At 70.4% G+C, this 11882-nt stretch carries 11 protein-coding genes; 1 reads left to right on the forward strand and 10 read right to left on the reverse strand.

Annotated elements, in window-relative coordinates:
- Nucleotides 1-9: 9 nt before the first annotated feature.
- From carB to pyrR, 6 genes are all read right to left on the reverse strand, one after another.
- On the reverse strand, nucleotides 10-3321 hold the full coding sequence (gene carB / locus QR77_RS05185; RefSeq protein ID WP_040019920.1) for a carbamoyl-phosphate synthase large subunit: 3312 nt from the start codon (nucleotides 3319-3321) through the stop codon (nucleotides 10-12).
- Nucleotides 3314-4459, reverse strand: a complete 1146-nt coding sequence (gene carA / locus QR77_RS05190; protein ID WP_040019921.1) for a glutamine-hydrolyzing carbamoyl-phosphate synthase small subunit — start codon at nucleotides 4457-4459, stop codon at nucleotides 3314-3316. The genes carB and carA overlap by 8 nt, the downstream gene beginning before the upstream one ends.
- The gene (locus QR77_RS05195) at nucleotides 4456-5085 is read right to left on the reverse strand and encodes a hypothetical protein (protein WP_052488554.1); all 630 of its coding nucleotides are present in this window, start codon (nucleotides 5083-5085) and stop codon (nucleotides 4456-4458) included. The genes carA and QR77_RS05195 overlap by 4 nt, the downstream gene beginning before the upstream one ends.
- Nucleotides 5082-6377, reverse strand: coding sequence for a dihydroorotase (locus QR77_RS05200; RefSeq protein ID WP_040019922.1), 1296 nt, complete (start codon nucleotides 6375-6377; stop codon nucleotides 5082-5084). Before QR77_RS05200 ends, QR77_RS05195 begins: the two co-directional genes overlap by 4 nt.
- Before the next feature lie 2 nt (nucleotides 6378-6379).
- Entirely contained in the window at nucleotides 6380-7390 is a 1011-nt protein-coding gene (locus QR77_RS05205; protein WP_052488555.1) for an aspartate carbamoyltransferase catalytic subunit, read from the reverse strand.
- A 113-nt stretch (nucleotides 7391-7503) separates the two neighbouring features.
- A complete protein-coding gene (gene pyrR, locus QR77_RS05210) occupies nucleotides 7504-8100 on the reverse strand; it encodes a bifunctional pyr operon transcriptional regulator/uracil phosphoribosyltransferase PyrR (protein WP_040019923.1) in 597 nt (198 codons plus the stop codon).
- A gap of 208 nt (nucleotides 8101-8308) precedes the next feature.
- Between pyrR and bldD the strand changes: the two genes are divergently transcribed.
- Nucleotides 8309-8806, forward strand: coding sequence for a transcriptional regulator BldD (bldD, locus tag QR77_RS05215; RefSeq protein ID WP_040019924.1), 498 nt, complete (start codon nucleotides 8309-8311; stop codon nucleotides 8804-8806).
- Nucleotides 8807-8998: 192 nt separating this feature from the next.
- On the opposite strand, the gene nusB is transcribed toward bldD, so the two are convergent.
- The 4 genes from nusB to QR77_RS05235 all read right to left on the reverse strand — a co-directional run.
- Nucleotides 8999-9436, reverse strand: a complete 438-nt coding sequence (gene nusB, locus QR77_RS05220) for a transcription antitermination factor NusB (protein WP_040019925.1) — start codon at nucleotides 9434-9436, stop codon at nucleotides 8999-9001.
- Nucleotides 9437-9438: 2 nt separating this feature from the next.
- Complete coding sequence (efp, locus tag QR77_RS05225; protein ID WP_040019926.1) at nucleotides 9439-10005, reverse strand: elongation factor P; 567 nt, start codon at nucleotides 10003-10005, stop codon at nucleotides 9439-9441.
- Nucleotides 10006-10059: 54 nt separating this feature from the next.
- Nucleotides 10060-11181 carry an aminopeptidase P family protein gene (locus QR77_RS05230; RefSeq protein ID WP_040019928.1) on the reverse strand — a complete coding sequence of 374 codons (1122 nt, stop codon included), beginning with the start codon at nucleotides 11179-11181 and terminating at the stop codon, nucleotides 10060-10062.
- A 90-nt stretch (nucleotides 11182-11271) separates the two neighbouring features.
- A partial coding sequence (locus QR77_RS05235; RefSeq protein ID WP_236710544.1) for an AAA family ATPase occupies nucleotides 11272-11882 on the reverse strand: 611 nt, incomplete at its 5' end.

Genomic DNA, 11882 nt, shown 5'->3' on the forward strand with positions numbered 1-11882 from the left:
CCCGACCCGCTACTCCTCGCGCGACGCGATCAGGTGCCGCGCGTGTTCCTGGAGGGACCGCACGCCCACTCCGCCCTGGTTCAGCGCGTCGATGCCCTGGACCGCGGCGGCGAGCGCCTGGACCGTCGTGAGGCACGGGACGCCGCGCGCCACCGCCGCCGTACGGATCTCGTAGCCGTCAAGACGGCCGCCGGTGCCGTACGGCGTGTTGACGATGAGGTCGACGTCGCCGTCGTGGATGAGCTGGACGACGGTCCGCTCGCCGTTCGGCCCCACGCCCTCGAACTGTTTGCGTACGACGGTGGCGCTGATGCCGTTGCGCCGCAGCACCTCGGCCGTTCCCGAGGTGGCGAGCAGTTCGAACCCGTGGGCGACCAGCTCGCGCGCCGGGAAGATCATGGAGCGCTTGTCGCGGTTGGCGACGGAGATGAAGGCGCGCCCCTTGGTGGGCAGCGGACCGTAGGCGGCGGCCTGCGACTTGGCGTACGCCGTTCCGAACACCGAGTCGATGCCCATGACCTCGCCGGTCGAGCGCATCTCGGGGCCGAGGACGGTGTCCACCCCGCGTCCGTGTATGTCGCGGAAGCGCGACCACGGCAGTACGGCCTCCTTGACGGAGATCGGCGCGTCCATGGGGAGCGTGCCGCCGTCGCCGTTCCTCGGCAGCATGCCCTCGGCGCGCAGTTCGGCGACGGTGGCGCCGAGCGAGATACGGGCCGCCGCCTTGGCGAGCGGTACGGCGGTCGCCTTGGACGTGAACGGGACCGTACGGGACGCGCGCGGGTTGGCCTCCAGGACGTACAGGATGTCGCCCGCCAGCGCGAACTGGATGTTGATGAGCCCGCGTACGCCGACGCCCTTGGCGATCGCCTCCGTGGACGTGCGCAGCCGCTTGATGTCGTAGCCGCCCAGCGTGATGGGCGGCAGGGCGCACGCCGAGTCGCCGGAGTGGATACCGGCCTCCTCGATGTGCTCCATGACGCCGCCGAGGTACAGCTCGGCGCCGTCGTAGAGGGCGTCGACGTCGATCTCGATGGCGTCGTCGAGGAAACGATCCACCAGGACGGGCCTGGTCGGGCTGATCTCGGTGGATTCGGCGATGTACGAGGCGAGCCTGGTCTCGTCGTACACGATCTCCATGCCGCGCCCGCCAAGCACGTACGAGGGGCGTACGAGGACCGGGTAGCCGATCTCGTCGGCGATGGCCTTGGCCCCGTCGAAGGTGGTGGCCGTGCCGTGCTTGGGCGCGGGCAGGCCCGCTTCGGCGAGCACCTGGCCGAAGGCGCCCCGGTCCTCGGCGGCGTGGATCGCCTCGGGGGGTGTGCCGACGACCGGTACGCCGTTGTCCTTGAGCGCCTGCGCGAGGCCGAGCGGGGTCTGCCCGCCGAGCTGCACGATGACACCCGCGATCGGTCCGGCGAGGGACTCGGCGTGCACGATCTCCAGGACGTCCTCCAGGGTGAGCGGCTCGAAGTAGAGCCGGTCGGAGGTGTCGTAGTCCGTGGAGACGGTCTCGGGGTTGCAGTTGACCATCACGGTCTCGTAGCCCGCGTCGTGGAGTGCGAAGGAGGCGTGGACGCAGGAGTAGTCGAACTCGATGCCCTGGCCGATCCGGTTGGGGCCCGAGCCGAGGATGATCACGGCGGCCTTCTCGCGGGGCGCGACCTCGCTCTCCTCGTCGTAGGAGGAGTAGAAGTACGGTGTCTTCGCCGCGAACTCGGCGGCGCAGGTGTCGACCGTCTTGTAGACGGGCCGGACCCCGAGCGCGTGCCTGACCTCGCGTACGACGTCCTCGCGCAGGCCCCTGATCTCGCCGATCTGCTGATCGGAGAAGCCGTGCCGCTTTGCATCAGCGAGCAGTTCCGGCTCCAGGTGATCGGCGCCCGCCAGCTCGTCGGCGTGCTCCTTGATCAGGAAGAGCTGGTCCACGAACCACGGGTCGATCTTCGTAGCGTCGAAGACCTCCTCGGGGGTGGCGCCGGCCCTGATCGCCTGCATGACGGTGTTGATACGCCCGTCGGTGGGGACGCCCGCCGTCGTCAGCAGCTCGGACTTCGCGCCGGGCTCGCCGGTGAAGGTGAACTGACTGCCGGTCTTCTCCAGCGAGCGCAGGGCCTTCTGGAGCGCCTCGGTGAAGTTGCGGCCGATGGCCATGGCCTCGCCGACGGACTTCATCGTGGTGGTGAGGGTGGCGTCGGCTGCCGGGAACTTCTCGAAGGCGAAGCGCGGCACCTTGACGACGACGTAGTCGAGGGTCGGCTCGAAGGACGCCGGGGTCTTCTCGGTGATGTCGTTGGGGATCTCGTCCAGCGTGTAGCCGACGGCGAGCCTGGCCGCGATCTTCGCGATCGGGAAGCCGGTGGCCTTGGACGCGAGCGCGGAGGACCGGGAGACGCGCGGGTTCATCTCGATGACGATGATCCGGCCGTCCTCGGGGTCGACGGCGAACTGGATGTTGCAGCCGCCGGTGTCCACCCCGACCTCGCGGATGATCGCGATGCCGATGTCGCGCAGCCGCTGGTACTCGCGGTCGGTCAGCGTCATCGCGGGCGCGACGGTGATCGAGTCGCCGGTGTGGACGCCCATCGGGTCGAAGTTCTCGATGGAGCAGACGACCACGACGTTGTCGTTCCGGTCGCGCATCAGCTCCAGTTCGTACTCCTTCCAGCCGAGGATGGACTCCTCCAGGAGCACCTCGGTGGTCGGCGACAGGGTCAGGCCCTGTCCGGCGATACGGCGCAGCTCGTCCTCGTCGTGGGCGAAGCCGGACCCGGCGCCGCCCATGGTGAAGGAGGGCCGTACGACGACGGGGTAGCCGCCGAGCGTCTCGACGCCGCCGATCACGTCGTCCATCGAGTGGCAGATGACCGAGCGGGCGGACTCGCCGTAGCCGATCTTCTCCTTGACCGCCGCGACGACGCCCTTGAACAGCTCGCGGTCCTCGCCCTTGTTGATGGCCTCGACATTGGCACCGATCAGCTCGACGCCGTACTTCGTCAGGACGCCCTGCTCGTGCATGGAGATCGCGGTGTTGAGCGCGGTCTGCCCGCCGAGGGTGGGCAGCAGCGCGTCGGGGCGCTCCTTGGCGATGATCTTCTCGACGAACTCGGGGGTGATCGGCTCGACGTAGGTGGCGTCGGCGATCTCCGGGTCCGTCATGATCGTGGCGGGGTTGGAGTTGACCAGGATGACGCGCAGGCCCTCGGCCTTGAGCACGCGGCAGGCCTGGGTGCCGGAGTAGTCGAATTCAGCGGCCTGGCCGATGACGATCGGTCCTGAACCGATGACCAGGACGGATTGGATATCGGTGCGCTTAGGCACGCTGGTCCTCCATGAGGGAGACGAAGCGGTCGAAGAGGTACGCGGCGTCGTGCGGGCCCGCTGCCGCCTCGGGGTGGTACTGGACGCTGAAGGCCGGCCGGTCCAGCAGGCGCAGCCCCTCGACCACGTTGTCGTTGAGGCAGACATGGGACACCTCGGCGCGCCCGTAGGGCGTCTCGGTGACCTCGTCGAGCGGCGCGTCCACGGCGAAGCCGTGGTTGTGCGCGGTGATCTCGACCTTGCCGGTCGTACGGTCCTGTACGGGCTGGTTGATGCCGCGGTGGCCGTACTTGAGCTTGTACGTGCCGAAGCCGAGCGCGCGCCCGAGCAACTGATTGCCGAAGCAGATCCCGAAGAGCGGGGTGCCGCGCTCCAGTACGCCCTTGACGACGGTGAGGTCGGCGGTCGCGGGGTCACCGGGCCCGTTGGCGAGGAAGACGCCGTCGGGGCCGACCGCGTACACCTCGTCGAGGGTGGCGGTGGCGGGCAGGACGTGCACCTCTATGCCGCGTTCGGCCATGCGGTGCGGGGTCATGCCCTTGATGCCGAGGTCGATCGCTGCGACGGTGTGGCGCTTGGTGCCGATGGCGGGGACCACGTACGCCTCGGCGGTGGTGACCTCCGAGGACAGCTCGGCGCCGGCCATCCCGGGGGCCTGCCGTACGCGGGCGAGCAGCGCGGCCTCGTCGCTCAGCGCGTCCCCGGAGAAGACGCCGGCGCGCATCGCGCCGCGCTCGCGGAGGTGCCGGGTGAGCGCGCGGGTGTCGATCCCGCTGATGCCGACGACGCCCTGCGCGACGAGTTCGTCGTCGAGCGAGCGGCGCGAGCGCCAGTTGGACGGCGTGCGCGCCGGGTCGCGTACGACATAGCCGGAGACCCAGATCCGGCGCGACTCGGCGTCCTCGTCGTTGATGCCCGTGTTGCCGACGTGCGGGGCGGTCATCACGACGATCTGACGGTGGTACGACGGGTCGGTGAGGGTCTCCTGGTAGCCGGACATGCCGGTGGAGAACACCGCCTCGCCGAAGGTCTCCCCCACGGCCCCGTAGGCGCGGCCGCGGAAAGCACGGCCGTCCTCCAGGACGAGCATGGCGGGGGACGCCTTCTCACGGGCGGTTCCCCGGGGGGAGGTCGTCATGATGCGCCTTTCTGCGTGGTGGTGGTGGTCGCGGTGCCGATGGCGGCGGTGTTGACGGCGTGGTCGGACGTGCCGGCCGGACGGAGCGCGTTGACCGCCTCCACCCAGACTGCCTGTTCGGCGGAGCGGTCCGAGCGGAACCCGGAGTCGAGCAGCGTGTCGCCGTGCTGCCAGGTGATGATCAGCAGCCCGCCCTCGGCGAGGACCTTGCCTGCGATGCCCTTGTCGAGCCGCGCCTCGCGCAGGTGCTCCGCCGGGACGAAGAAGTCGTTCGCACCGGGGCGTACGACCTCCAGGCCCGCGTCGGTCAGAGTCAGCTCGACCCGGCTGCGGGCACCGAGACCGTGCGCCACGATCCTGTCGAGCCAGTGTCCCGCGGTCGTGGAGCCGTGGTAGCGGCCGGTCATGCTGAGCCGTACCGCTCCGCCGGTCTCGGGGACGGGGAGCAGGTCGGGCAGGCCGGACTGGATGCTGCCGCGCCACTTCCAGCCCTGGCGCATCAGCCAGTAGATGAGTGCGATGAAGATCAGCAGACCGACGACCCAGCCGATGCGGCCGGACCAGTCGGTGACCTGGGCAGACTTCTGCTCGGCGGCCAGGGGGAGGAAGAGCTTCACTTGTGTCACGCCAAAATCCCGTCGAAAACCGTCGCCTTGCCCCGCAGGAAGGTGTGGGTGACGCGTCCGGGCAGCTCACGCCCGGCGTACGGGCTGTTGCGGCTGCGCGAGGCGAAGCCCGCGGGGTCCACGACCCCACGGTAGGCCGGGTCGAGGAGTGTCAGGTTGGCGGGCTCACCGGCGGCGACGGGCCGGCCGTGGCCCTCCAGCCGGCCGATACGGGCCGGGCGGAACGACATCCGGTCGGCGACGCCCGCCCAGTCGAGCAGTCCGGTGTCGACCATCGTCTCCTGGACGACCGAGAGCGCGGTCTCCAGGCCCACCATGCCCATGGCGGCGGCGGCCCACTCGCAGTCCTTGTCCTCGTGCGGGTGCGGCGCGTGGTCCGTGGCGACGCAGTCGATCGTGCCGTCGGCGAGCGCCTCGCGCAGCGCCATGACGTCGGCGTCGGTGCGCAGCGGCGGGTTCACCTTGTAGACGGGGTTGTACGACCGTACGAGCTCGTCGGTGAGCAGCAGGTGGTGCGGGGTGACCTCGGCGGTGACGTTCCAGCCCTTCGACTTCGCCCAGCGGACGAGTTCGACGGAGCCGGCGGTCGAGAGGTGGCAGATGTGGACGCGTGAGCCGACGTGTGCGGCGAGCAGCACGTCGCGGGCGATGATCGACTCCTCGGCGACGGCGGGCCAGCCGCCGAGGCCCAGCTCGGAGGAGACGACGCCCTCGTTCATCTGGGCGCCCTCGGTGAGCCGGGGCTCCTGGGCGTGCTGGGCCACGACCCCGTCGAAGGCCTTCACGTACTCCAGCGCGCGGCGCATGATCACGGCGTCGTCGACGCACTTGCCGTCGTCGGAGAAGACGCGCACGCCGGCCGCCGAGTCGTACATGGCGCCCAGCTCGGCGAGCTGTTTGCCCTCCAGGCCGACGGTGACGGCACCGACGGGCTGCACGTCGCAGTAGCCGGACTCCCTGCCGAGCCGCCAGACCTGCTCCACGACGCCCGCGGTGTCGGCGACGGGGAAAGTGTTGGCCATGGCGTGGACGGCCGTGAAACCGCCGACAGCGGCCGCCCTGGTGCCCGTGAGGACCGTCTCCGAGTCCTCGCGGCCCGGCTCGCGCAGATGCGTGTGCAGGTCGACCAGGCCCGGCAGCAGGACCTTCCCGCCGGCCTCCACGACGGTGGTGTCCGCGGCGTCGGTGTTGTCGACGGACGCCCCGACCTCGGCGATGGTCCCGTCGTGGATCAGGATGTCCCGTACCTCGCCGCCGAGCACCCTCGCGCCGCGAATAAGGATCTTGCTCATGGTTACTTGTTCTCCTCGGTACGCGCGTGGGTGACGGCGGGCTCGTTGCCGCCGAGCAGCAGGTAGAGCACGGCCATCCGGATCGAGACCCCGTTGGCGACCTGTTCGACGGCCGTGCAGCGGTCGGAGTCGGCGACCTCGGCGGTGATCTCCATGCCTCTGTTCATCGGGCCCGGGTGCATCACGACGGACGTCGGGGGCATCCGGGCCATCCGGTCGCCGTTCAGCCCGTAGCGGCGCGCGTACTCGCGCTCGGTCGGGAAGAAGGCGGCGTTCATCCGCTCGCGCTGCACCCGCAGCATCATGACGGCGTCGGAGTCGGGCAGCACCCGGTCGAGGTCGTACGACACCTCGCACGGCCAGTGCTCGGCGCCGATCGGCACCAGGGTGGGCGGGGCGACCAGCGTGACCTGGGCGCCGAGCGTGTGCAGCAGCAGGACGTTGGAGCGGGCGACCCTGCTGTGCAGGACGTCGCCGACGATCGTGACCCGCCGCCCTTGGAGATCCTGACCGAGGCCGGTGTCGGCGCCGACGAGCCTGCGGCGCAGCGTGAAGGCGTCCAGTAGCGCCTGGGTGGGGTGCTCGTGGGTGCCGTCCCCTGCGTTGACGACGGCGCCGTCGATCCAGCCCGAGGTGGCGAGGCGGTACGGCGCGCCGGACGCGGGGTGCCGGATGACCACGGCGTCGGCGCCCATCGCCTCCAGCGTCAGCGCGGTGTCCTTGAGCGATTCGCCCTTGGAGACGGACGAGCCCTTGGCCGAGAAGTTGATGACGTCGGCCGACAGGCGCTTGGCCGCGGCCTCGAAGGAGATCCGGGTCCGCGTCGAGTCCTCGAAGAACAGGTTGACGACGGTCCGGCCGCGCAGGGTCGGCAGTTTCTTGATGGGCCGGTCGGCGACCCGCGCCATCTCCTCCGCCGTGTCGAGGATCAGGACGGCGTCGTCGCGGCTGAGGTCGGCGGCGGAGATGAGGTGGCCGGGTGTGCGGGGGCTTGCCCCGGGGAGGCGCAGCATCGTGTTGTGCTCCGGTGTGTGGTGTGCAGGCGTGCGGGCGCGCTCGATGCCGCCGGTGCGTGGCGTACGTACAGCGGCCGTGAAGGGCCCGTGGAGGGGCGTACGGAGCGGCGCTACTGCTCGCCGGCCGCGGGCGACTGCTTGACGCCGAGCAGCACGGTGTCGCGGCCGTCCTCCTCGGTGAGCTGGACCTTGACGGTCTCGCGCAGCGACGTGGGGAGGTTCTTGCCCACGTAGTCGGCGCGGATCGGCAGTTCGCGGTGGCCCCGGTCGACGAGTACGGCGAGCTGGACCGCTCTGGGACGGCCGATGTCGCCGAGCGCGTCGAGGGCGGCGCGGATGGTCCGTCCGGAGAAGAGCACGTCGTCGACGAGGACCACGAGCCGTCCGTCGACGCCGTCCGCGGGGATGTCGGTGCGCGCCAGCGTGCGGGCGGGCCGCAGGCGCAGGTCGTCGCGGTACATCGTGATGTCGAGGGAGCCGACCGGGATGGCCGTGCCGGTGATCTCGGCGAGTTTGTCGGCGAGCCTGCGGGCGAGGAAGACACCGCGGGTCGGAATGCCGAGGAGCACCACGTCGTCGGCGCCCTTGGCGCGTTCGACGATCTCGTGGGCGATGCGGGTCAGGACGCGGGCGATGTCGGGGGCCTCGAGAACGGGCCGCGCGGTGCCGGTGGTGTCGTCCGTGGGGATGGGGCTGTCGGTGTCCATAAGAAACGGACCTCCTTCTCCGCCTCACAGGACGGATCTTAAAGGACGTCTAAATTGCGCCACCCACATTACCAGGACGCCGTCCGGAGGCCGCCGGGCACCCCCGCGGAACCCTTGCGGGACGGGGCCTGAGAGCCCCCGGCTTGACGCATCCAAGTAACTCTGCGTAACCTCACAGTGAGTTACCAGACTTCGTCCGGGGAGCTATATGTCCAGCGAATACGCAAAGCAGCTCGGGGGCAAACTCCGCGCCATCCGCACCCAGCAGGGCCTCTCGCTCCATGGCGTGGAGGAAAAGTCTCAGGGCCGCTGGAAGGCCGTCGTGGTCGGTTCGTACGAACGCGGCGACCGTGCCGTGACCGTGCAGCGCCTCGCCGAGCTGGCTGATTTCTACGGTGTCCCGGTGCAGGAACTCCTTCCCGGTACGACGCCCGGCGGCGCCGCCGAACCGCCGCCGAAGCTCGTGCTGGACCTGGAGCGCCTCGCCCATGTCCCGCAGGAGAAGGCCGGTCCGTTGCAGCGCTACGCGGCCACCATCCAGAGCCAGCGCGGCGACTACAACGGCAAGGTGCTGTCGATCCGCCAGGACGACCTGCGCACGCTGGCCGTGATCTACGACCAGTCGCCTTCGGTCCTGACCGAGCAGCTCATCAGTTGGGGTGTGCTGGACGCCGACGCGCGCCGCGCGGTCCACGAGGAGGGCTGACCGCCCTCAGCCGCCGCAGAGCTCCGTGCGGCGTCGTCGCAGAAACGTCACCTCCTGGCGACGGAACGGCCTGAGGCGGCACGGAGCACCGACGGGAACGGCACAGCAGACGCCTCGGCCCGGGCGGGAACGCGTGATGCGTCCCGTCCGGGCCGAGGCGTCTGCGTGCGGGCCGGGCGACCGGGCGGTGGATCAGGCCTCGGCCTCGCGGCGCAGACTCGCCTTGAGGTCCTTGAAGCGGCCGAGCAGGCCGTTCACGAAGGACGGTGAGTCGTCGGTGGAGAACTCTTTGGCGAGCTGTACCGCCTCGTCGATCACCACGGCGTCCGGTGTCCCGTCCACCCAGACGAGCTCGTACGCGCCGAGCCGCACGATGTTCCGGTCGACGACCGGCATCCGGTCCAGCGTCCAGCCCACCGCGTAGGTGGCGATGAGGTCGTCGATGCGGTCCGCGTACACCGCGTACCCCTCGATCAGCTCCATCGTGTACTCGCCGACCGGCGGCTGGCGGTCGTCGGTCCGGGCGTGCCGTATCCAGTCCGCGAGGACCGTCTGCACGGACGCCCCGCGCTGGTCGGCCTCGAAGAGGATCTGGAAGGCTCGCTTACGGGCCTTGTTGCGGGCAGCCACGGTTAGCTGTTCACCCGGCCGAGGTAATCACCGGAGCGGGTGTCGACCTTGATCTTCTCGCCCGTGGAGATGAAGAGCGGGACACCGATCTCGTAACCGGTCTCCAGCGTCGCCGGCTTGGTGCCGCCGGTGGAGCGGTCGCCCTGGACGCCCGGGTCCGTGTGCTGGATGACCAGCTCGACGGCGGCCGGCAGCTCCACGTAGAGCACCTCGCCCTCGTGCTGGGCGACGCTGGCCGTGAAGCCCTCGATGAGGTAGTTCGCGGCGTCGCCGACCGCCTTGCGGTCGACCATGAGCTGGTCGTACGTCTGCATGTCCATGAAGACGTAGTACTCGCCGTCCATGTACGAGAACTGCATGTCACGGCGGTCAACGGTGGCCGTTTCGACCTTCACACCGGCGTTGAAGGTCTTGTCGACGACCTTGCCTGAGAGCACGTTCTTCAGCTTGGTACGCACGAAGGCCGGGCCCTTGCCGGGCTTGACGTGCTGGAACTCGACGACGGACCAGAGCTGGCCCCCGTCGAGCTTGAGCACCAGGCCGTTCTTGAGGTCGTTCGTGGAAGCCACGGTTGCGGAATCTCCTGGACTGAAAGCTGGCGGACGACCCAGGAGTGCGCGCCGCTAGAGCGCGAGCAGCTCCTTGGTCGTGATGGTGAGTAGCTCGGGTCCGCCGTCCGCCTCGGGGCGGACGACGAGCGTGTCATCGATCCGGACACCGCCCCGGCCCGGAAGGTGGACCCCCGGTCCGACGGTGACCGGCACACAAGCGTCCAGTTTACCCATGGCCGCGGGCGTCAACTGCGGGTCCTCGTCGATTTCGAGTCCGACACCGTGCCCGATGCGGGACGGGAGCCCCTCGGCGTGCCCCGCGGCGACCAGCGGCTGACGGGCCGCACGGTCCACGTCGCGGTAGACGATGCTCGGCACAAGAGCCTCCCGACCTGCCCGTTGTGCCGCGAAGACCAGGTCGTAGAGGTCCACCTGCCAGTCGGCGGGACTGGTTCCGATCACGAAGGTACGGCCGATCAGACACCGGTAGCCGCGGTAGTCGGCACCGAGGCTGACGGAGAGGAAATCGCCTTCCTCGACCCGGCGGTCGGAGGGCCGGTGTCCGGTACGGCCCGAGTTGGGACCGGTGGCGACGGAGGTCGCGAACGCCGGTCCTTCCGCGCCGTGGTCGACGAGCCGCCGCTCCAGCTCCAGCGCCAGGTGCCGTTCCGTGCGGCCGACGAGGATCGACTCCAGCAGTTCGCCGAGCGCCTGGTCGGCGATCTCGGCGGCGATCCGCAGGCAGGCGATCTCCTCCTCGTCCTTGACGACGCGCTGCTGCTCGACGGCGCCCCCGAGGTCGGCGAGGTGCAGCCGGGGCACCACGGAGCCGATCGCGCGGTGCCGGGCGACGGTGAGGTGGTGCTCCTCGACGGCGAGCGACCCGCCGCCGTGGGACCGGGCGGGAGCGGAGGCCAGCACACCCGCGGCGGCGACCGCCGGGTCCCCGGCCGAGGTGGGCAGCACGGTGAGCCGCAGGTGTTCGTCGGGGCGCCGCTCCGGCTGGTCGCCGGGGGGCATACGCGGGCACACGAGCGTGTCCTCGTCAGGGCCGAGCAGCAGTACGGCGCCCTCAGGCGCCCCGCCGGTCAGGTAGCGGACGTTGGCCGGCCGGGAGACGAGCGCGGCCGTGCTGCCCGCGGCGGCGCATCGCTCGCGCAGCCGCGCTCGGCGTACCGCATACACCTCAGACATGCCCCGAGCGTATGAGCGGGGGCGCTGACCGGCCGGTTCAGCGCGTCCGACCGTGTCCGGCGATCCCCGCCGGTCAGGCGATCGCCACGGTCACCAGGTCGGCGGGCTGGCTATGGAGCGGGCGAGTACGTCGTCGAGCACCCGGGCCGTGGTCTCCACGTCGTACTTCGAGTTGTCGATGATCGGCAGCCCCGAGCCGTACCAGCCGGCCATCCTGCCGTGGATCCCGGCCACCTCCTCGTCGGAGAGGCGGCGGTTGCCGCTGCGCTCGGCATTGCGCTCCAGGACGACCTCCAGGCCCGGCAGGAGGACCACGGGGAGCAGTCCTGGGCCCACGTGCCGCTTCCAGCCGCCGAGGCCCACCACGGGCCGGTCGGGGAAGACCGCGTCGTCGAGGATGCAGGAGATGCCGTTGGCCAGGAAGTTGCGCGCCGCGAAGCCGCAGGTGCGGCGGGCCAGCCGGTACTGCGCCTCCGAGTGGTCGTTCCAGCCGCTCTGCGGGTCGGCGAAGCCGGAGCAGACCCATTCGCGTACGTCGTCGAGGCTGATGTGCGCGGTGGGCACCCGGCGGCTCTGGGCCCAGTGCCTGGCCACGGTCGTCTTCCCGGCGCCCGCGGGGCCGATCAGCAGTACGGCGAGCGTCGCCGCGCCCGTGCCGCTGTCGGCGGGCGGCGCCGCGGGCATGGCCACCAGCCCGCCGG

It is taken from the genome of Streptomyces sp. 150FB (assembly GCF_000818195.1).
In the GTDB taxonomy this organism is placed as follows: domain Bacteria; phylum Actinomycetota; class Actinomycetes; order Streptomycetales; family Streptomycetaceae; genus Streptomyces.